This window comes from Vibrio pelagius, assembly GCF_024347575.1.
Taxonomy (GTDB): domain Bacteria; phylum Pseudomonadota; class Gammaproteobacteria; order Enterobacterales; family Vibrionaceae; genus Vibrio; species Vibrio pelagius.
Window position 1 is genome coordinate 1,197,882 of sequence record NZ_AP025504.1, and the last position, 20,467, is coordinate 1,218,348.

General features: G+C 45.5%; 17 protein-coding genes. 9 read left to right on the plus strand and 8 right to left on the minus strand.

Features of this window, described 5'->3' with window-relative positions:
• Window positions 1-13: 13 nt before the first annotated feature.
• A complete protein-coding gene (locus tag vsple_RS19465) occupies window positions 14-1,636 on the minus strand; it encodes an NAD(P)/FAD-dependent oxidoreductase (RefSeq protein ID WP_261883491.1) in 1,623 nt (540 codons plus the stop codon).
• Between the two features lie 238 nt (window positions 1,637-1,874).
• Here vsple_RS19465 and fdxA point away from each other — a divergent pair, with 238 nt between their 5' ends.
• Window positions 1,875-2,198, plus strand: coding sequence for a ferredoxin FdxA (gene fdxA, locus vsple_RS19470; RefSeq protein WP_239839702.1), 324 nt, complete (start codon window positions 1,875-1,877; stop codon window positions 2,196-2,198).
• Window positions 2,199-2,385: 187 nt separating this feature from the next.
• Here fdxA and vsple_RS19475 read toward each other — a convergent pair whose 3' ends face one another.
• The 3 genes from vsple_RS19475 to vsple_RS19485 form a co-directional block, all read right to left on the minus strand.
• Window positions 2,386-3,120 carry an RNA methyltransferase gene (locus vsple_RS19475; RefSeq protein WP_261883492.1) on the minus strand — a complete coding sequence of 245 codons (735 nt, stop codon included), beginning with the start codon at window positions 3,118-3,120 and terminating at the stop codon, window positions 2,386-2,388.
• Between the two features lie 164 nt (window positions 3,121-3,284).
• Complete coding sequence (locus vsple_RS19480) at window positions 3,285-4,337, minus strand: aldo/keto reductase (RefSeq protein WP_261883493.1); 1,053 nt, start codon at window positions 4,335-4,337, stop codon at window positions 3,285-3,287.
• 293 nt (window positions 4,338-4,630) lie between these two features.
• The gene (locus vsple_RS19485; protein ID WP_255232056.1) at window positions 4,631-4,771 is read right to left on the minus strand and encodes a hypothetical protein; all 141 of its coding nucleotides are present in this window, start codon (window positions 4,769-4,771) and stop codon (window positions 4,631-4,633) included.
• A gap of 347 nt (window positions 4,772-5,118) precedes the next feature.
• Between vsple_RS19485 and pepT the strand changes: the two genes are divergently transcribed.
• The 3 genes from pepT (at window position 5,119) to vsple_RS19500 (ending at window position 7,853) form a co-directional block, all read left to right on the plus strand.
• Window positions 5,119-6,351 carry a peptidase T gene (pepT, locus tag vsple_RS19490; protein WP_261883494.1) on the plus strand — a complete coding sequence of 411 codons (1,233 nt, stop codon included), beginning with the start codon at window positions 5,119-5,121 and terminating at the stop codon, window positions 6,349-6,351.
• 86 nt (window positions 6,352-6,437) lie between these two features.
• Entirely contained in the window at window positions 6,438-6,905 is a 468-nt protein-coding gene (locus vsple_RS19495; protein WP_261883495.1) for a DM13 domain-containing protein, read from the plus strand.
• Window positions 6,906-6,998: 93 nt separating this feature from the next.
• Window positions 6,999-7,853 (plus strand): mechanosensitive ion channel family protein, encoded by an 855-nt coding sequence (locus tag vsple_RS19500; RefSeq protein ID WP_255232054.1) that lies wholly within the window; start codon window positions 6,999-7,001, stop codon window positions 7,851-7,853.
• 102 nt (window positions 7,854-7,955) lie between these two features.
• Here vsple_RS19500 and vsple_RS19505 read toward each other — a convergent pair whose 3' ends face one another.
• Window positions 7,956-8,399, minus strand: coding sequence for a dCMP deaminase family protein (locus tag vsple_RS19505; RefSeq protein ID WP_255232053.1), 444 nt, complete (start codon window positions 8,397-8,399; stop codon window positions 7,956-7,958).
• Between the two features lie 261 nt (window positions 8,400-8,660).
• On the opposite strand from vsple_RS19505, the gene vsple_RS19510 reads away from it, so the two are divergent.
• The 4 genes from vsple_RS19510 (at window position 8,661) to ltrA (ending at window position 15,858) form a co-directional block, all read left to right on the plus strand.
• The gene (locus vsple_RS19510) at window positions 8,661-9,800 is read left to right on the plus strand and encodes an efflux RND transporter periplasmic adaptor subunit (protein ID WP_261883496.1); all 1,140 of its coding nucleotides are present in this window, start codon (window positions 8,661-8,663) and stop codon (window positions 9,798-9,800) included.
• Between the two features lie 11 nt (window positions 9,801-9,811).
• On the plus strand, window positions 9,812-12,964 hold the full coding sequence (locus tag vsple_RS19515) for an efflux RND transporter permease subunit (RefSeq protein WP_261883497.1): 3,153 nt from the start codon (window positions 9,812-9,814) through the stop codon (window positions 12,962-12,964).
• A gap of 292 nt (window positions 12,965-13,256) precedes the next feature.
• A complete protein-coding gene (locus vsple_RS19520) occupies window positions 13,257-13,952 on the plus strand; it encodes a MaoC family dehydratase (protein WP_255232050.1) in 696 nt (231 codons plus the stop codon).
• Between the two features lie 613 nt (window positions 13,953-14,565).
• Window positions 14,566-15,858 (plus strand): group II intron reverse transcriptase/maturase, encoded by a 1,293-nt coding sequence (gene ltrA / locus vsple_RS19525; protein ID WP_338116316.1) that lies wholly within the window; start codon window positions 14,566-14,568, stop codon window positions 15,856-15,858.
• Window positions 15,859-15,903: 45 nt separating this feature from the next.
• Here the strand turns inward: ltrA and vsple_RS19530 are convergent, their stop codons facing one another.
• Window positions 15,904-16,719, minus strand: coding sequence for a phosphate ABC transporter substrate-binding protein (locus tag vsple_RS19530; protein ID WP_261883498.1), 816 nt, complete (start codon window positions 16,717-16,719; stop codon window positions 15,904-15,906).
• A 213-nt stretch (window positions 16,720-16,932) separates the two neighbouring features.
• On the opposite strand from vsple_RS19530, the gene vsple_RS19535 reads away from it, so the two are divergent.
• Window positions 16,933-17,295 carry a DUF3024 domain-containing protein gene (locus vsple_RS19535; RefSeq protein WP_261883499.1) on the plus strand — a complete coding sequence of 121 codons (363 nt, stop codon included), beginning with the start codon at window positions 16,933-16,935 and terminating at the stop codon, window positions 17,293-17,295.
• 46 nt (window positions 17,296-17,341) lie between these two features.
• On the opposite strand, the gene vsple_RS19540 is transcribed toward vsple_RS19535, so the two are convergent.
• Together vsple_RS19540 and rnb are read right to left on the minus strand one after the other, a co-directional pair.
• Complete coding sequence (locus vsple_RS19540) at window positions 17,342-18,172, minus strand: AraC family transcriptional regulator (RefSeq protein WP_261883500.1); 831 nt, start codon at window positions 18,170-18,172, stop codon at window positions 17,342-17,344.
• Between the two features lie 168 nt (window positions 18,173-18,340).
• Window positions 18,341-20,344, minus strand: coding sequence for an exoribonuclease II (rnb, locus tag vsple_RS19545; protein WP_261883501.1), 2,004 nt, complete (start codon window positions 20,342-20,344; stop codon window positions 18,341-18,343).
• Window positions 20,345-20,467: the final 123 nt, after the last annotated feature.

Sequence of the window (20,467 nt, forward strand, 5' to 3'; positions counted from 1 at the left end):
GTTAATAGGGAGACTAAGCGTTGTCTTTAGATGCCTGATCAACCATAGATAAAGCCAATGCTTCTGCAGCCTTAATACCATCAATACCCGCTGACAAGATACCGCCTGCGTAACCGGCACCTTCACCTGCAGGGTAGAAGCCTTTCAGGTTGATGCTCTGGTAATCTTTATCACGTTTGATGCAAACAGGCGAAGATGTACGAGTCTCAACACCTGTTAGTAGACCATCTGCACTCGCAAAGCCTTTGATCTTCTTATCGAACGCTGGGATAGCTTCACGAATTGCTTCGATTGCAAAATCAGGCAACGCTTTAGAGATATCTGTCAGGTGGATACCCGGCGTGAATGATGGTTGGACATCACCTAGCTCACTTGGATCGCGACCTTTCAGGAAGTCACCAATCTTCTGTGCTGGGGCATCGTAGTTTTCACCACCTAGCACGTATGCGCCTGTTTCCAATTCACGTTGGAAGCGGATACCTGCCAGTGGGTCACCTGGGTAATCGCGTTCTGGGTCAATGCCAACAACGATTGCACTGTTCGCGTTACGCTCAGCACGTGAGTATTGGCTCATGCCGTTAGTTACCACGCGGCCTTCTTCAGAAGTCGCAGCAACAACAGTACCGCCTGGACACATACAGAAGCTGTAAACGGTACGGCCATTCTTACAGTGGTGAACTAATTTGTAGTCCGCAGCGCCAAGAATTGGGTTGCCTGCATTTGGACCGAAACGCGCTTCATCAATCATTGATTGTTTGTGCTCGATACGGAAACCAACAGAGAATGGCTTCGCTTCCATGTAGACACCGCGCTCATGCAGCATTTCGAATGTATCGCGAGCACTGTGGCCTACCGCTAGGATAACGTGGCGAGATTTGATCTCTTCGCCGTTAGATAGCGTCAGACCTGTGATTTGGCCATCTTCCATGTGGATGTCGTCAACACGTGTACTGAAGCGAATTTCGCCACCAAGTTCGATGATTTTCGCACGCATTTTTTCGATCATGGTCACCAGTTTAAAAGTACCGATGTGCGGCTTACTTACGTATAGGATCTCCTCAGGTGCGCCAGCAGCAACAAACTCTTCGATAACTTTACGACCGTAGTGTTTTGGATCTTTTACTTGGCTGTATAGCTTACCGTCAGAGAATGTACCTGCACCACCTTCACCAAACTGTACGTTTGATTCTGTATTCAGGGTGCGCTTACGCCAGAAACCAAAGGTATCTTTAGTACGTTCACGAACTTCTTTACCACGTTCAACAACGATAGGCTTGAAGCCGCTTTGCGCTAGGATAAGCGCTGAGAACAGGCCACACGGACCGAAACCGATAACGACAGGGCGTTCAGTTAGATTTTCAGGCGCTTGTGCAACAAACTTGTAAGCCATGTCAGGCGTTACTTTCACGTGAGGGTCGCTCACAAACTCTTCGAGTAGCGCTTCTTCGTTTTCTACGGCGACATCAAGAGTGTAGATAAGAAGGATCTTTGTTTTCTTACGAGCATCGTAGCCACGTTTAAAGATATTAAAAGAGATAACCTGATCAGCAGTGATACCCAGTTTCGCTTCAATTGCGTCTTGGATCTCGTGCTCTTCATGGTCGAGTGGAAGTTTAATTTCGGTTAAACGTATCATGTATAGATGTCTCGTTTTATAGGTGTCTTAGCTTGGCACTGCGGATCTCATCATAGTTGTTGAGAGAGTGCTTCGCTCACAATGGCGCGCATTTTACGAGAAATTGAATTCTCTGTCATAATAAATTGAAAGCAGAAGCGAATTAGAGATGATATTCCCCCGCGATGATATTGAATTTTGTCTTGGGATGAGTATTATCCCCATTCCTCAATTTTGACTAACTTAAGAGCAGAGCATCATGGCATTTGTCGTCGGCGATAACTGTATCCAATGTAAATACACTGACTGTGTGGCGGTTTGTCCCGCAGACGCATTTCATGAAGGCCCAAACTTCATGGTCATCAATCCAATTGAGTGTATTGACTGTGGCCTATGTGTGCCGGAATGTGATGCCCAAGCGATCTACCAAGAGGACGAAGTGCCAGAAGATCAGCAAATCTATATTGAGTTGAATGCAGAATTAGCCGAGCTGTGGCCTGTGCAGACGGAAGTGAAGCCTGCAATGGATGAAGCTGAGAAGTGGAATGGTGTACCTGATAAACTGGGTATGTTAGAGAAGTAATTTAATTCCTCTCACCGAAAAAGATCCCCAACTCAGTCGTCCCTCCTTCTTGAGGATGACGGCTGATGATGAACCTAATCATCGATTCCCTGATATTTTTAACTCTCACGCGCGTCATTCCCTACGGCGAGGAACGAGCAAGATAGGGAATCTTGCTCTTTAATTCGTTTAACTCTCTTTCTTGCTATTAACTGTGCTGACGACGCATGTTGTCGAGAATGATCCCGGTCGCCATCGCGACATTAAGAGACTCTGCACCACCAAAAGCTGGAATCGTGATCTTGTCTGTCACAAATTGAGCCGCTTTTTCACGAATGCCGTGAGATTCGCTACCCATCAATAGGATGCCGTTAGCTGAAAACTCAGTGCGGTGTACACTTTCACCTTCAAGAAATGCGCCGTAGACCGGTAGGTTCGCTTGTTCCAAGTAGCTTGGTAGATCGGTTTGACTCACTTGCACACGACCAAAACTCCCCATTGTTGCACTGATGGTTTTTGGGTTGTAAGGATCAGCACAATCGCTGCTCGCCACAATGTGTTTAATGCCGTACCAGTCAGCAACACGAATGATGGTGCCAAGGTTGCCCGGGTCAGAGACACCATCAAGTGCGATCATCAGCCCGCTTGCTTTTGGCAGTTCGAATGATGGAATCTCAACAACTGCAATAGCGGCATTGTTGCTCACCAATGTGCTGGCTTTCGTTAGCTCATCTAGGGAAGCTTCAACGCAATCGAACTCTCTCAGTGCTGCTTGGTTTTGTGACAGAAACTCGGCTGTGGCAAAAACGTTCTTCACCACTAGGTCGCTGTCTATTAACTCAAGCACATTCTTTTCCCCTTGAACAAGGAACAAGCCGTGTGCTTTACGTTGCTTCTTTTGACCTAAGGCGCGAAGGAGTTTTAATTGGTTTTTTGAAATCATGTTTTTATCCTAGATATAAGCCCGCGCATTATAGAGCAAAGGTTAGGGAACACAAAGTGGGAGAGTGAAATGCTCGCGAGATTAAAAACAAAAGCGCACCTTTCGATGCGCTTTATGTTTTAGTTTGGTCTTGTTATCACCACATAAGGTGGCGTGACCGCGAATTAGTACGGTACAGGGTAGCGTCTAAATACGGTGTTGATATCAGCTAACACTTCTTCCGACAGAGGCTTACTGAACGCGGCCACATTCTCTTTTAACTGGTCTAGATTCGTTGCACCGATAATCGTCGATGTAACACCATCAACTTGGTTACACCATGCTAGAGCAAGTTGGCTTGGAGTAAAGCCATGGGTCTTCGCCACTTCCACGTACTCTTTCACCGCCGAGTTAGCGATTTCAGTGTCACGGAAAATACCTTTACGCTGCATGTATGTCCAACGACTGCCCGCAGGACGCGCACCATCAATGTACTTGCCACTCAGCATACCTGCCGCCAGTGGTGACCATGGTAAGTAAGCGACATCTTCATGAACACAGTTTTCAATCAAATATGGCCAATCTTTTGCGTGCAGCAGGCTAAACTCATTTTGAATTGAAACCATGCGTGGTAAGTCGTGTTTTTCACTCAACTTGAGATAGGTATTAATCCCCCAAGTAGTATCGTCAGACAGGCCGCAGTGACGAATCTTGCCCGCTTTGATGCAGCTTGCTAGTGCCTGAAGGATCTCCAGCATTTGGTTTTCGTGTTCCTGGCGATCAATGTCGCTAAACGAAATGTGACCTGGGAAATGCTTTCCGAAATGCGGTGTTGCGCGGTTTGGCCAGTGTAGTTGGTAGAGGTCGATATAATCGGTGTTGAGTCGCTTCAATGACGCATCGACAGCGGCAATTACCGCTTCTCCAGTAATCGGACCGCCACCACGGACCCAAGGCAGGCCTGCACCGGCGATCTTGGTTGCGATGATCAATTCACTACGGCGCTGAGGGTTGCGTGATAACCAGTCGCCGATAATCTCTTCTGTTTTGCCATAAGTCTCTGGAGACGGCGGGACCGCATACATTTCAGCGGTATCGATAAAGTTAATCCCTTGGCTAAGTGCATACTCGATCTGTTGGTCGGCTTGCAGTTGCGTATTTTGCAGGCCCCATGTCATGCTCCCAAGACAGATGCGGGAAACTGGAATTTGGCTGCTTCCTAACTTTGAATATTCCATTGATTGCTGGATTCCTATTGTTATACGTCCACCGCAGATGAGAATTTTGACGAAGAATAAATTGCGAGTGGCGTGAGTTGGAATACAAAGTAGTAACATAAAAAAACACGTTCGGGTACGGTTTTTAACAATGTTTAGAGTGGTTGAATGAAGCGTAAGAGGGGACAAGTCTACGCGATTGAATTTAGAGAAAAGCTATTTGAATCAAGACAAAAGGTTGAGAAACTAACGCCCTGCATGGATAAGTCAGGGCGTGATACGGATCTAAGTGAATGAGTAGTTTTTAGACTGCTTTAGTCCTCTGTACTCATACCACCTTGTTGTTGAACCTGTCTTAAAGCTTCCAGTCTTTGAGATTCTTTGTCTGTCGATGCCGTATTAACTTGTTCCTCAGTCGCTTGAGGAGCAAAAACATAGTACTTATTGATAGTCATAATCGAACCCTCATGTAACGTATGACATAGTTTGCTTGAAGGATAAACTGTGATCATCATCCGTCTTGTTCTTTTTTTAGGCTGAGAGCGGAGGGCGTAGAATACGAACAAAACGACCGTTTATCATCCTCTTGCAATAAGTAACTGACGAAACCCTCTGGTTTAGAGTATAGGGTACTCAGTTCATTTCGCAGAAAAATGATTTGGAGCAAATCGCTTATCCCTTAGAGGCGTAAGATGAGCGTTCATGCATCAACAGTTTCAAGACAATTTTCTCAAGTCTTAGTCTATCTGAATCCCAATCATGTTGATGAATCAATTCAATAAAACCGCGGCGAGCACAAGTTATGGAACAGTTAGTTGAACGTTTTCTAAAGTACGTGACCTACGATACTCAATCTAATCCTTCGAATGCACAGTGCCCAAGCTCTAGTGGTCAAATGACCTTTGCAGAGGTGTTAAAGGAAGAGCTGATTGCACTAGGGCTGAGTGATGTTAGCTTAGACAGTAACGGTTACTTGATGGCAAAACTGCCGTCTAATGTTGACCATCAAGTACCTGCGATTGGTTTTGTGGCGCATATGGATACCGCACCTGATGCATCGGGTGCCAATGTCGCTCCACAATTAATACGTGACTATCAAGGTGGTGTTGTACAACTTGGTAGTAGTGGCGAGTGTTTAGACCCAGAGCAGTACTCAGACCTCAACAAATTGCACGGTCACGACCTCATTACGACTGACGGTACGACGTTGCTTGGTGCCGACAATAAAGCAGGTATTGCTGAGATCATTACAGCGATTGCTTATCTAAAAGCGAATCCTGAATTGAAACATGGTGACATTTGTATTGGCTTCACACCTGATGAAGAGATCGGTCGTGGTGCAAACTTGTTCAATGTAGAAAAATTTGGTGCTGAGTGGGCTTATACCATTGATGGTGGTCCCGTAGGCGAGCTGGAGTTTGAGAACTTTAACGCGTCAAGTGCGGATGTTATCTGTCATGGTGTAAACGTTCACCCAGGAACAGCGAAAGGAAAGATGGTCAATGCGATGAACATCGCAGCGCAATTTCAATTGATGATGCCAGCGGAAGAGACACCGGAATGCACCGAAGGTTATGAAGGTTTCTATCACCTCAAATCTGCGGAGATGGGGGTCGCGCGCTCAGAGCTAGGCTACATTATTCGTGACTTTGAGCGCGAGGGCGTAGAGCAACGTAAAGTCTTCATGCAACAAAAAGTTGCTGAGCTAAATAGTCGTTTAGAGAAGGGGAGCGTAGAGCTTGTGCTAACCGATAGCTATTTCAACATGAAAGAGATGGTTGAGCCGCATCAGCATATTATTGAATTGGCAAAACAGGCGATGATCACTTGTGACGTTGAGCCGATGATCAAACCAATTCGTGGCGGTACGGATGGTGCAAGGCTCTCATTTATGGGGTTGCCATGCCCGAATATTTTCACTGGCGGTTACAACTTCCATGGTATTCATGAGTTCATTACGGTTCAGGGTATGGAGCTCGCTGTTAAAGTGATTGTAGAGTTGTCTCAAAATACCGCGGCTCAATATCAAAAATAGAATAAGAATGACGGCTTTATCTCTTTGTTCCTTTGTATTTTAGAGAGTATTCATTGATACTTTCGATAAGTATAAGGGAGTAAACGATGAGAAAATTCATTCTACTGTGCACCCACCTTGCTGTGGGTGCTTTTGGTTTTGGGTTAGGGGTTTATGCGTTACCTATTTTGATCGAACCCGAGTCACCCTCAAAAGATTCAGTAAAAGCGGTGACAGAGAGAGCAGTACTGAGTGGGGAATTTACAAGAGACCGCCAAGACAGTGATTTTCTTCATTGGGGAGAGGGTGTTGTTTCTGTTACTGAGAGTGCCATTGCCTTTGAGGGAGAGCTTGCGCCTGGACCTGATTACAAACTCTATTTGTCCCCTAGTTATGTTGAGACAGAAATGGCTTTCAATGAGCTCAAGTCAACAATGTTGAAGGTAGGCGATGTTAAAACCTTTGACCGCTTTATGCTGACACTGCCACAAGGGGTAGACCTTGATCAATACGATACGGTTGTGATTTGGTGTGAAACTTTTGGCGAGTTTATTACTTCGGCAAAAATAAAATGATAGCCTAAAAGACGCTGTGTCTTATGAACAAAAACGCTCAGAGAATGGGCGTTTTTATTAGCTTAAGTCATCATCATTCCAAAGGAAGTTGTAATGGAAAAAATGTGGCAAGTGATCGATTTTTTGTTATCACACAAAGGCCTGTTCAGTGCATTAATTATCGCTGTTGTTTTAATTATTCGTCGAATAACGCTATCTCAAATCAGAGGTGACGTTGCTTTTCTCTCTGAAAATCAGCGTAACTGGATGTCTCGCACAAAGAATGGCACTTTTACCCTGCTAGTGGTTATCTTGTTTATTCTTTGGCAGTCGGAAATCAGTGAGTTCGCGTTGTCGTTAACTGCGATTGCGGTGGCAATTGTTGTGGCATCGAAAGAGATTATTCTCTGTTTTACCGGTTCAATCCAGAGGGCAAGTTCGCGTTCTTTTCGAATTGGTGATTGGATCGAAGTAGGCAAAATCAGTGGTCAGGTGATTGAACATAATATGATGGCAACCGTGATTCAGGAAATTGACCTGCACCACGGACAATATCAATATACGGGCAAAACAGCCACGCTACCTAACAGTATGTTTTTTACTTATCCAGTAAAGAACCTCAACTTTATGAAGCGCTATGTTTATCACGACTTTTCTATTGTGGTGAAAGATTTTGTCAACTTGTACCCCTTGTTTCCGGGACTGCTCAAACAGATTGAAGCGCACAGTGAGCACTTTTTTGAAGTTGCACGCCGTTACAATGCTGTAATTGAACGTCATGCTGGGGTAGACCTTCCGGGGCCTGAGCCACATATTCATGTCTCGAGTGGAGCCACGGGCGAACAAGTCGTGCATTTCATTATTTTCTGTCCGACAGAACAAGCCTCCCATATAGAGCAGGAGATTCGTCGTGACTTCATGGAAAGCTATGCTCAAGCGTTTCCAGAAAAGCCTCTGCTTAATGAATAATAAAAAGCCCCCCAATAATTGGTGTCCAACTATTGGGGGGCTGTTCAATCATTGGTTTGTTAATATTGGGGAGTGACCTGAATCATTAAACTCTGTTCTGAGTTAATTGAGTTCCTCTACCGGCAACCAATCTACTTGTACGCCGGCCTGTTCAAACATATCTTGGCTAACTTTAATCTTGTCGCCCCAACGTGATAAAAAGTCTTCACTTTGAGCTGGGCAATGAACGGCAGCAATACCTGTTTGGATGATCTTCGCTGCACAGTTAGGACACGGGAAGTGTGTCACCCAAATTTCACATCCGTCTAGATCTCGCTTGGCGAACAGAATTGCGTTCTCTTCAGCGTGTAGTGTCTTCAGGTATTTCATCTCACGTGCATCGGTGTCAGCACTATCGGAGACACCATGTGGGTACCCGTTAAAGCCAACAGAAACAATGCGGTTGTGCTTGGTGATTACGGCACCTACTTGAGTCGAAGGATCCTTGCTCCATGAGCCGACCAATTCGGCCATTTGGTAAAAACGCTTAGCCCATTTTGAAATCATGTACATTACCTTAACGATCAATAAGAGATATTTTAGATATGAAGAGTCATCATGTTAGACAATATCTCGGCAGACTAAAAGTATAAGCCTAAGATTTTCAGGGAAAATGTAGCGTAATTGTAAGCTATTTATGCGCATCTGGTTGCAATTTACATGTTGAAACATTTTGACCGGTGATAATTGATATTCCTCGGACAATGGTCGCAATTGTGTTACGTAGATTTTTATACTGTTCTATTTTTAACTAGCGATGGTATACCAATGTGTAAAAAGCTACTCCTGACCGCTCTGGCCAGCTCTATGATCCTTGTCGGCTGTGGGCAAGATGCCCAAAACGCCCAACAAGCGCCTTTACCTCTCGTAGCTGTACAGGATGTTAATGTTATTCCTCACCAACAAAGCAAGTCTTATATTGGTCGTATTGAAGCTGTAGAAGACACAGCGATTACAGCTCAGGTATCAGGCTACCTTCAAAACCGTCATTTCAAAGAAGGGCAAATGGTTGAGAAAGGTCAGTTGCTCTACACCATCGAGCCTTCCTCTTTTGAAGCACAAGTAGCTAGTGCGAAAGCCTCGGTAGCACAAGCGAATGCTAACCTTAAAAAAGCTGAACTCGACTTCAACCGCGGTAAAAATCTACTTCCGAAAGGCAGTATTTCTCAATCTGAATTCGATGCTCTTACTGCTACGCTTTTGGGGGCTCAGGCACAGCTTGAAGCGAGTAAAGCTCAGTTGAACTCAGCGAATGTTCAACTTTCTCATACCCGTATTGAAGCGCCGTTTGCAGGCCGTATCAGCGACAGCAAAGTGAGCACCGGCGACCTCGTATCTCCATCTTCTGGCGTATTGACTACGTTGGTAAGTCTAGACCCAGTACATGCATCGTTTAGCATTAGCGAACGTGAACGCTTGGCGTTGGGTATGGACCGTATTGAAGGTGACGGAAGCAGTGATAGTGACCGTGTTGAAGTGCAAATTATTCTTGAGAATGGTGAAGCGTTTGAGCACTTAGGCAAGCTAGATTTCTTAGGTAACCGTATTAACCTCAATACCGGGACAATCGCGATGCGTGCGATTGCCGATAACCCGAACCAGCAACTTTTGCCGGGACAACATGTGCGTGTCAACCTTCGTGATAAGCAAGAGATCGACGTCGTGACTATTCCGCGCCGCGCTGTTCAGACTGACCTTGAAGGTGACTTTGTGATGGTGCTTGTTGAAGGCGAGGGTGCGCCAGTGGCAGAGCGTCGTAATATCGATATGGGTCGTCAGGTTGAAGGCGGCGTGATTGTGCACTCTGGTCTTGAAACGGGCGATGCGATCATCACGCAAGGTCTACAGCGCGTGAGAAATGGAATGCCAGTGCGTATTCAGCCTTCAGCTTCTGAGAAAACAGAGTAAGGGACACAACTATGCTAAGTCGTTTCTTTATTCAAAGGCCCAAGTTTGCCCTTGTTATCTCGATTATTCTGACACTGGCTGGGGCAATTTCTTTGGCCATTCTGCCGGTAGCTGAGTACCCAAAAATTAGTCCACCTTCGGTAAGTGTATCTGCATCGTATACAGGCGCGAGTGCTGAGGTTGTAGAACAGGCGATAGCCGATCCCATAGAAACTTCGGTTAATGGTGTAGAGGACATGATCTACATGTCTTCTAAAAGTGCCAACGACGGCTCGTACAACCTTAACGTCACCTTTGATGTTGGTACTGATCCAGATATGGCTCAGGTTAACGTACAAAACCGAGTTGCCCAGATTGAATCGAAACTTCCACAAGAAGTTAGAATGGTAGGTGTAACCGTTAAAAAGCGTTCACCTGACCTGTTGATGGTATTGAACTTTTACTCGCCAAATGGTGAGTATGACGATCAGTTCTTGATCAACTACATCAACTTAAATGTGAAAGACCAGTTAGCCCGTGTGACCGGTATTAGTGAAGTGAATGTGCTTGGTGGTGGTGAATACGCAATGCGTGTTTGGTTAGATCCTGAAAAAATGGCTAACCTCAATATCACTACCTCAGATGTGAATCGTTCGCTGGCGGAACAAAATGTTCAAGTCGCGGCTGGTCGCATTGGCGCAGCGCCTTACAACAACGCACAAGAAGTGCAGTTCAACTTGGTAACAAAAGGCCGACTAGAGACGGTTGATGAGTTTGAAAATGTCGTACTTCGCGCAAATAAAGACGGCTCAACGGTCTATTTGAAAGATGTTGCGCGTGTAGAGTTAGGTAAAAGGTTTTACGATGGTAACGGCAAATATCGTGGTCAAGACGCTTCAATCGTAGCATTGTCACTGCAGTCAGATGCTAACGCGTTAGAAAGTGGCCAAGCGGTCATGGCGATGCTGGAGAATCTAAGTAAAAACTTCCCTGAAGGTGTTGCTTACGAGGCGAGTTACGACACCACAGTGTTCGTTGCTGAATCGATAAAAGGTGTTGTTAAAACGCTTATTGAAGCTATCTTACTGGTTATCGCTGTAACCTATCTATTTTTGGGTAGTGCGCGTGCGACTTTGATTCCTGTTGTTGCTATTCCGGTATCCTTAATTGGTACTTTTGCAGTGATGCAGATGACCGGTTTTACCATCAACACAGTTACCCTATTTGGTTTGATCCTTGCGATTGGTATCGTGGTGGATGATGCGATTCTGGTTATCGAAAATGTCGATACCACAATGGCTAAAGATCCAACCATCTCTCCTCGCAAAGCGACACTGATTGCGATGAAAGAAGTAACGGGGCCGATAATCACCTCTACCTTGGTACTGTTAGCGGTATTTATCCCTGTGGCAATGCTTCCGGGTATCACCGGGATCATGTATCGCCAGTTTGCACTGACTATCTGTATCGCGGTTGTGATTTCATCTATCAACGCATTGACGCTGTCTCCTGCATTGTGTTCTCTGGTTCTGAAACAGGGTGGCGGTAACACAGCGCGTTGGTATCAAGCATTTAACCGTGGTCTAGAAAGCGTGACCAAGAAGTACGGTCAAGTCGCAGGCTTCCTTGTTAAGAAAGGCGTACTGCTGTTTACCTTCTTCGTGGTGGCATTGGCTGCGGTCACTTACTTCTCGAAGACAACGTCTACAGCGTTCGTTCCTCAGGAAGATAAGGGTATCTTGCTGGTTAATGTGCAATTGCCTGATGCTGCTTCTTTGTCTCGTACACAAGAGGTGACTGAGCACTTACTGGAAATGGTAGAGCAAGAGCCTGGAGTGGACGGTGTTACGTTGGTAAACGGTTACGCCTTTATGACGGGTGCGTCAGCATCAAATGGTGCGTCGTTGTTTATCAAACTGCACGATTGGGATATGCGTAATGCACTCGATGGAGAGCATTCAGCACAAGCGATTTCTCAGCGAATTAACGGTCGCGCTGCACTGGAACTGCCACAAGCAGTAGTCTTTGCGATGGGACCTCCGGCAGTTCCAGGTATGGGCGCGGCATCTGGCTTTGAGTTTGTATTAGAAGATACATTAGGCCGTAGCCGAAGCGATCTTGCGATGGTAATGGATGACGTCATTCAGAAAGCTAACCAGCAGCCTGAAATTGCACGTACTTTTAGTACTTTCCGTGCCAACGTTCCGCACTACTACGTGGACATTGACCGCGAAAAAGCGCAGCAGTTAGGTATCCCTCTGTCTGAAATCTTCCAAACATTGCAAGGTAACCTAGGTTCAATGTATGTGAACGATTTCACCATGTTTGGTAAGAACTTCCGCGTAACCATGCAAGCCGACAGTGACCATCGAAATAGTATGGAAGACCTGCAACGCTTCCATGTTCGCTCCTCATCGGGTGAGATGATCCCATTGAGTACACTGGTAACGCATGAGCAGATCTTTGAACCTGATGTAGCGTGGCGTTACAACATGTACCGTAGTGCTGTGATTCAAGGTCAACCAGCTCCAGGTTACTCAAGTGGTGATGCGATTGCCGCAATGGAACGAGTTGCTGCAGAAGTCCTTCCACAGGGTTACCAGTACGAGTGGACAGGCATGGCGTATCAAGAAGTATTAGCGGGTAACCAAGCTATCTTCGCGTTCGCTTTGGCACTGATCTTCATCTACTTGTTCATGGTTGCGCAGTACGAGAGTTGGACAATTCCGATTGCGATTATATTGGTGGTGCCAGTGGCCACGTTGGGCTCTTTCTTAGCACTTAACCTCACAGGCACGCCACTTAACTTGTACGCTCAGATAGGTTTGGTTCTACTGATAGCGCTGGCGGCGAAGAACGCTATTTTGATTGTGGAATTCGCGAAAGTTGAGCGTGAGGAGAAAGATGTGCCTATTGATGATGCGGCAGTGAAAGGAGGAACCTTGCGTTTCCGCGCGGTAAACATGACCTCTTGGTCGTTTATCTTAGGTATCTTCCCATTGATCTTCGCGGCGGGAGCTGGCCACGTGAGTCAAAACTCGCTGGGTATTTCATTGATTGGCGGTCTGCTATGTGTGTTGTTAGCAGGTACGTTTCTCATTCCTGGTTTCTATGCGTTTGTTCAGCGCAGACGTGAGAAAGCCCATGGCGGAAATACCAAACTTATTCCTCTCGATGATGAATAACGCGAGTTGATATTAACCACATGAAACAAAAGGCTTAGCATTTGCTAAGCCTTTTTTATATCCAAAAAGAATATAAATTGAACTCCATATACCAATTATTCAAATGTATCATTGAGTTTATACTCTAAACATGATCTTCTAATAAAATAGCGTTTTTTAAATAAATCATTGATATTTAATATTATTATTCCTTTCGGTGAACGTGTGTATGCTCGAAAATGTTTGCACAATATTGTGAAGTGTTTCAAAATTAGCGGGTTAAGTTACGTTATTTTTGTGCATTGAGGTTCTTATGAAGGTCATTGATTTATTTAAACACCGTAGTGAAAGTGTTTCGCCACAACACTCAGAGTTTATGCAATGGATGTCTCCAACTCTAAGAGAGTACTGGGGCGATTTTCTGAACCGCACGCAAAATAGCCACTTTTTTGCATGGGTACGCGACCACCATAAACCAGCCGTCAATGAAGACGCGCCAATCCAGCCAGCTGCACCGGTTGAGAAACCGATCGAGCTAAAACCTGAAGCACAAGCGGTTTACGATGAGCTGTCTGCTCAGATCGGTGAAGTGATCCATACAGGTGATTGGATTCATGTAGGCCAAGATCGTATTAACCAGTTTGGTGAAGTAACGGAAGATATGCAATGGATTCACACAAATCCTGAAAAAGCAGAATCTGACTCGCCATTCAAAACAACTATCGCCCACGGCTTTCTCACGCTGTCTCTATTACCACGTCTGACAGACAGTGTTGATCCAGATAAGTCGCAATTTCCGACGGCGAAAATGGTGGTGAACATTGGTTTGAACCAAGTACGTTTCCCTTATCCTGTAAAATCAGGTAATAACGTACGTGCTAAGAGTACTCTGACGAAAGTGACGCCAATTCGTAAAGGTCTTGAGATTGAACGTGAAATTCGCGTTGAGATTGAAGGCGTACGCCGACCAGGTGCGGTTGTCGTGTCAGTAATTCAGCTTCACTTCTAATCGTATATAAGATTCAAAAAAAAGAGAGAGCCTTAGCTCTCTCTTTCTCGTTGTGCGCCGAGCATGGCGTTGATCTAGGAGGTGAAAGTCCTCTACGGGCTCAGTCGAGCGAGAACCGTTAGTCTATGCAAGGGTGTTCACCGTGAGGTGAAATCTGAAGGAAGCAAATGACAAAACTTGGTGGTGACGAACAGAAATCTGATAGTAGGCCTATATAACTTGGGTAACCTAGCGATAGATAGAATGGCCCAATGCCTCGACGGGAAGTGTATATAGGTAAATCAGGCACGACCAAGGGAAAGAGCAACGTCTTACCTCGGGAGATCTTATGATCTGTCTCAGTCGAGACTAATACAGCAGCGATGTTGTGTGATGGATTATAAGAAGTCAGCAGAAGGCATAGTACTTTGAGGAAGTACAACTCAAAGGAAGGCCTGAACTGAATATATCAAGAAGCAGTCACTATTTACTCAATCATGTGGGGTCATAGCAAGATGAATAACATCTCTACGTTCCAATGGGCGATACCGCAAGTAAAGCTCATGGTCACGAAGAATGACAAGCATGGTCGGCGTAGAAAGGAGGACGAGTCTTGGTGAGCCCAACTGCGCTGATGGAGCAAATCTGCTCTTCAGCGAACTTGAACCATGCTCTAAGAAGAGTGAAGAAGAATAAGGGATGTGCAGGTGTCGATAAGCTCGAAATCACAGCAACCATCTCAAAACTTCGTCAAGCTTCAAATGGGCAAGAGCTCCGCCAGAGTCTTCTGGTTGGGAGCTATCAACCTCACCCCGTTCTCGGTGTAGAAATCCCCAAACCTAATGGCGGCGTAAGGCAATTAGGTATCCCAACGGTGCTTGATAGGATAGTCCAACAGGCGATCACATCGGTGCTGTCAGATATCTATGAGCCCAAGTTCTCCAATAGTAGTTATGGGTTCAGACCCAACCGTAGCGCACATCATGCACTAGCGGCAGCAAGTCACTACATCAGAGAGGGTCGAGGCTATGTAGTGGATATTGATCTAGCAAAATACTTCGACACGGTGAACCACGATAGACTGATGCACAGACTATCGCAGGACGTCAGTGACAAACGAGTCCTAAAGCTAATCAGGTTATATCTACAGGCAGGCATAATGCGAAATGGGTTAGTTGAACAGAGACAAAGAGGCACGCCACAGGGCGGGCCATTATCTCCGTTGCTCTCCAATATCGTATTAGATGAACTGGATAAAGAGTTAGAACGTAGAGGGCATAAGTTCTGCCGATATGCAGACGATTGCCAAATCTATGTTGGTAGTAAGGAAGCCGCAAATCGAGTCAAAGAGTCGATAACGGAGTTCTTGGAGCAGAAGTTAAAGCTGACGGTAAACCGTGAGAAAAGCGCAGCAACAAGAGTGACGGAGCGAACTTACCTAGGGCATAGCTTCAAGATAGATGGAGCAATCCTGATATCGAAATCGGCACAAGTTCAAATGAAGAAGCGAGTGCGGAAAATAACGAAGCGAAATCGAGGTCGAGAGTTACAAGTGACAATCACGGAATTAACTCAGTACCTACGAGGCTGGCAACACTACTTCAAACTTGCCATACGAAAAAGTGCAATGCAGCACTTAGATAAATGGATAAGGCGACGGTTAAGGTGTTACCGCCTAAGGCAACGCAAACGCAGATATAGCATAGCGAGTTGGTTACAACGACAAGGGGTAACAGAACGCAATGCGTGGAAGCTAGCGATGTCAGACAAGGGTTGGTGGCACTTAGCTAGAACGCCTCAGGTGAATCACGCCATGCCAATAAAATGGTTCGATGAGTTGGGGTTATACTCGTTGCGAGATGGGTATGAGTCACTGAAAGTATATTCGGAACCGCCGTATGCGACCCACGCTTGTACGGTGGTGTGAGAGGACGGAGGCCGTGAGGCCTCCTCCTACTCGATTGGGCTCGAATTATTTCACTCGAGTGTATCCGTACTCTTCAATAAGATCTTGGCCCTGCTCTGAAGTTATAAACTTAACAAAGTCTTTGCTCTCATCTGAAACCGACTCTTTCTTGTAAAGAATCAAAAATGGACGAGCCAATTCATAACTGTGATTAGCGATATTTTTGGAGCTCGCTTCTACACCGTTAAAGGATATCGCCTTAATTGAGCGGTCGATTGAGCCTACCGATATAAACCCAATTGCGTGTGGGTTGTGATTTACAATGGTTTTAACCATGCTGTTGCTGTTTACAACCAAGTTGTTTGGGTTGATGTCTGAAACCAGACGATCGTTGATGATTTTGGTAAGCCCCATTAGGTTTTCGAAACTATAACGAGAGCCAGAAGATGCCTCACGAGTCACTACCGCGATAGGCTGATCTGCGCCACCAACCTCTTTCCAGTTCGTTATCTTACCCTTGTAGATATTAAACAGCTGCTTACGAGTAATATTCGCGATAGCGTTTGAGCGGTTAACCACAACAGCTAAGCCGTCGTAGGCAATAGGTTTAACCGTTAAATCATCTGTTTGCTCTTGAACGGTTAAGTTACGTGAGCTCATACCAATGTCCGAAACGCCTTTGTTCACCATAGTGATACCAGCGGTTGAACCTATACCTTGAACCGCGATGTAGTTGTCGGTGTGTGTTTTATTGTACTCCTCGGCTAAGACGTCCATAACACGAGCGACAGAGGTCGAGCCTGAAATTGTGGTTTCTTGCGCCAGAACGGTCTGAGAAGACAAAGCTAGGGATAAAAGAGAGGCAAGAGCGACTCGTAACATATACAACTCCTATTGGATTACAGTTGCCGCCTATCATAGGTAGCTAATATGACATTTTTGTGAAATTCGATGCTGTTAAGTCATGGTAGCTTGGTTCACACATTCATAAATGTGCGCTCACATTTGATAAACTCTTGTTCGCTAAACCAAGAGTTCAGTTCTAAGCTTTATTTAGGACGGTTCGCCAAATGAAGGGTGTCAAGGAGGGAGTGGATGTCGGTAGTACAAATAGAGCTTAGTCGACTTCTACATGGTGCTGAAAAATTATGCACATCACGCAACCAAAGTTTGCCCGTTGAGCTTGGAAAGTCTCACTTTGAAGAGTGCGAAGGCGGTGTCGTTTTTTCGAAAGCTCACTACCTACTAGATTCATCCCATAGCGACTACACAGATGATGTCGCGCGTGTCGTATTCGACACCACTGACTCGATTTGGCTGGTGGAAGTGCCGTTAGATGAGGGAGTGCAGGGTGATTCGGTTCTCTGGGGGCCTTATCCGTATCTATCGCGTTCCAAGGATTTGGAATTGATTCTCCATGAAATAGAAAAAGACCCAAAAACTTACTTTTGGGTCTAATCATTAACATTGATGCTTAAGACCTTTCTAAATTGACTTATGTCCCTTAAGTCTCAACGCATGTGCTCTTTAAGCGACTTTGTGCAATGAGTGCACGGAAATCCTTGGGTGTTTTCCCATGATACGTTTTAAATGCGGTACTGAAGTGTGCGGCACTCTTAAATCCCGACTCATAGGCAATCTGTGTGATCGATTTGGTCGATGTTCTCAGTTGCGTCGCGGCGTGCGTAATTCGTTTAATTTTCAGCAGGTTTGAAAATGAGAGATTTTCTGCAGACAAACGTCGCTTCAAGGTTGCAGGTGACATTCCCATGTTGCTTGCCACGGTATCGAGAGAGATATTGTTTTCGATATTCTGCTCAATATAAGTGATGACCTTTTGCGTCACTGTTAGCTTCGAAGCTCTGCTAATCACTGCGAGTAGGGGCGGATGTAACTCAACCATTAACGAGAGTAAAGTCAAGCCTAGTTGAGTGACTGCGTAATCATTTTTACTCGGCGCACTCGCTAGCGTTAAGAGTGTCTCTTTGAGCTGGTCTAATTCGCGCTCTTCGCTGTTGAACTTGATGTATTTCTCAGGTGCTTTTACTGATTCAAGATCATCAAATTGATTGATGAATTTTTGGAAGATAGAAAGGTCGAAATCTAAACAGGTAGCGTTGAACTCGCCATGTTCGGTATGGACTGAAACGTTTTGTATTTCACCCGAACTGTAGAGTGCGAATTCACCAGTTTGGAGAGAAGCTTGATTGCCATTGGGGGAGGTAAACGAGATACTGCCTTGGCGAACGATAAAAATACCATTTCTTGAAGCGGGGTACCTTTCCCTTTTCCTAGGCGTAAAGTTTCTAAATTGAGTGACATTGATCGATGGCATATACACTTCTTTGGCGTTCCAATAGCTTAAATGCTCTTTATGCAACAGCATGCAAAAAGTGGCTTATTATTATGTGCAAAACTAGCTTGCTCTTTTCGTTATTTTTGAGAAACGGCGATAAAAAAGGCGCTAATCATTAGCGCCTTTAGAAGAGTTGTTCAATGAGGATTAGCTTTCTTGTTCGCTCAATTCTTCTTTATTTGGTAGATCTGCGAAGATTTGAGTTGGTTTAGCGACTAAGCTGCGGTTTTCTTGGTTAACCTCAGAGAGAACGACTTCTAATACGTCTCCCAGTCTGTATACCATTTCTTTATCGATAGATACAGTGCCCATATCACCGTTGCACTCAATTCTTTCTTTGTTATCGAGAATGAGCGAGCCAGGGATAAACGCAGCAGCGCCATTCTCAAGCAGACGTACACGCATACCGGCACGGTTGATATCGAAGATCTCCGCTTGGAAACGGGTCTCTTCTGCTGGGGCATTAGCAAGTGTGCGCGCATATAGCCAATCGCCAACGTTACGTTCTGCCATACCGTGATGACGGCGATGCAGTGCTAGTTCCTCACCGACCGTTTCATCAGGTGTTTGAATAGGCGCTTTACCTAGAATGTGTGCTTTCAGCATACGGTGGTTAATCATGTCGCCGTACTTACGGATTGGAGAAGTCCAGGTTGCGTAAATATCTAGGCCCATCGCATAGTGTGGCGCTGGCTCATTGCTGATTTCACTGTACGCTTGGAATTTACGAATACGGTTGTCGTAGTAGTTACTCTCAAGTGAACCTAACCAGCGGCGCAGAGCTGCAAAACCTTCCAGAGAAGCGATTTGTTCTTCTGTGTACGGTGTTTCCGCTTGTGGGTTTACTAGCTCAAGCACGTCTGCCAGTTTGTCTGTTTTAAATCCTGCGTGGCAGTTAAACACACCTTGATTGAAGCTCTCTTTTAGCACTCGGCCAGCACAGATATTCGCGCTGATCATTGCTTCTTCAACCAACTTGTTCGCACTACGACGCATGTCTGCGTGAATGGCTACTACGTCATTGTCTTCGCTTAGTTCAAAGCGGTAGTCAGGGCGGTCTGGGAATACGACAGCATTCGCTTCACGCCATGCTGAGCGAGCTTTAGCAAACTCATGTAAGTCAGCAACAATGGTTGCGATCTCTTCGCTTGGTTGCCACTTCTCTGACGAGCCGGTTTCTAGCCAATCGGACACGTTGTCGTAAGCTAGGCGAGCATGAGACTTGATGTTGGCAGCGAAGAATTTAATGTCGTCACCAATCACACCGTCTTTAGAGACAGTCACTGTACAGCAAAGTGCAGGACGCTCTTCGTTCTCGATCAGTGAACATAGGTTGTCTGCTAAATCGCGTGGCAACATCGGGATGTTGCGTCCCGGTAGGTAAATCGTGAAGCCGCGATCGCGTGCCACCTTATCCATCTCATCATCTGGTGAGATGTAAGCCGTTGGGTCAGCAATAGCAATCGTTAGTTCGAAATCGCCGTTCTCTTTTTTCTTCGCGTACAGAGCATCATCCATATCTTTGGTGCTTTCACCATCGATAGTCACGAAAGGTACGTGCGTCATGTCGATACGCTCTAAATCCGCATCGTCATTGATCTGCCAGTTATCGATGCCTTCAGGTTCGCTGTTTGGTAGATCGTTTTGAGCAAGCGTTACCCACCAAGGTGCGATTTTGTCGTCGGCATCGGTGATCTTTTCAGAGATCTGTGCAAGGAAGCCGTTATCACCTTTTAATGGATGCTGAACGATGTGAGCAACAACCCAGTCGCCTTCTTTTAGCGTTTCAGGGTTTAGACCTTTCTTCGCCTTGGCTTTTAGTTGCAACTTTTTAAGCTGAGGGTGATCAGGCACAACGTTTAGACGGCCTTTGAAAAGCTTAACGCGGGCGATAAATCGAGTAAGACCTTGTTCTACTAGCTCTTCTGGTTCTGCGACTTCACGTTCTTTCTCTGTACGGATGATCGCGACCACTTTGTCACCATGAACACACTTCTTCATATACGGTGGCGGGATAAAGTAGCTAGTCTTGCTATCTACTTCTAGAAAACCAAAGCCTTTTTCTGTTGCTTTGATTGTGCCTTCCTTTTTAGGAAGTGTTTCTTGGATTTGTTGTTTAAGCTGAGCGAGTAGAGGGTTATCTTGAAACATCTTACTTTTATCTTACGAGAACAATTGAGCACACTATAATCATTGCGAGGCCTGATTACTACTTAAAGCACGTGACAGCGCAAATTAAATGGTGACAACGAATGTGGGTGACTTTGCACGATA

What these genes read in the sequence shown, in the direction of transcription:
- pepT (WP_261883494.1), top strand. Translation starts at nt 5,119, where the DNA reads ATGGAACAGTTAGTTGAACGTTTTCTAAAGTACGTGACCTACGATACT.
- vsple_RS19520 (WP_255232050.1), top strand. Translation starts at nt 13,257, where the DNA reads ATGAAGGTCATTGATTTATTTAAACACCGTAGTGAAAGTGTTTCGCCA.
- vsple_RS19535 (WP_261883499.1), top strand. Translation starts at nt 16,933, where the DNA reads ATGTCGGTAGTACAAATAGAGCTTAGTCGACTTCTACATGGTGCTGAA.
- vsple_RS19505 (WP_255232053.1), bottom strand. Translation starts at nt 8,399, where the DNA reads ATGATTTCAAAATGGGCTAAGCGTTTTTACCAAATGGCCGAATTGGTC.
- ltrA (WP_338116316.1), top strand. Translation starts at nt 14,566, where the DNA reads ATGGAGCAAATCTGCTCTTCAGCGAACTTGAACCATGCTCTAAGAAGA.
- vsple_RS19485 (WP_255232056.1), bottom strand. Translation starts at nt 4,771, where the DNA reads ATGACTATCAATAAGTACTATGTTTTTGCTCCTCAAGCGACTGAGGAA.
- vsple_RS19465 (WP_261883491.1), bottom strand. Translation starts at nt 1,636, where the DNA reads ATGATACGTTTAACCGAAATTAAACTTCCACTCGACCATGAAGAGCAC.
- vsple_RS19475 (WP_261883492.1), bottom strand. Translation starts at nt 3,120, where the DNA reads ATGATTTCAAAAAACCAATTAAAACTCCTTCGCGCCTTAGGTCAAAAG.
- rnb (WP_261883501.1), bottom strand. Translation starts at nt 20,344, where the DNA reads ATGTTTCAAGATAACCCTCTACTCGCTCAGCTTAAACAACAAATCCAA.
- vsple_RS19530 (WP_261883498.1), bottom strand. Translation starts at nt 16,719, where the DNA reads ATGTTACGAGTCGCTCTTGCCTCTCTTTTATCCCTAGCTTTGTCTTCT.
- vsple_RS19510 (WP_261883496.1), top strand. Translation starts at nt 8,661, where the DNA reads ATGTGTAAAAAGCTACTCCTGACCGCTCTGGCCAGCTCTATGATCCTT.
- vsple_RS19495 (WP_261883495.1), top strand. Translation starts at nt 6,438, where the DNA reads ATGAGAAAATTCATTCTACTGTGCACCCACCTTGCTGTGGGTGCTTTT.
- vsple_RS19515 (WP_261883497.1), top strand. Translation starts at nt 9,812, where the DNA reads ATGCTAAGTCGTTTCTTTATTCAAAGGCCCAAGTTTGCCCTTGTTATC.
- vsple_RS19540 (WP_261883500.1), bottom strand. Translation starts at nt 18,172, where the DNA reads ATGCCATCGATCAATGTCACTCAATTTAGAAACTTTACGCCTAGGAAA.
- vsple_RS19480 (WP_261883493.1), bottom strand. Translation starts at nt 4,337, where the DNA reads ATGGAATATTCAAAGTTAGGAAGCAGCCAAATTCCAGTTTCCCGCATC.
- fdxA (WP_239839702.1), top strand. Translation starts at nt 1,875, where the DNA reads ATGGCATTTGTCGTCGGCGATAACTGTATCCAATGTAAATACACTGAC.
- vsple_RS19500 (WP_255232054.1), top strand. Translation starts at nt 6,999, where the DNA reads ATGGAAAAAATGTGGCAAGTGATCGATTTTTTGTTATCACACAAAGGC.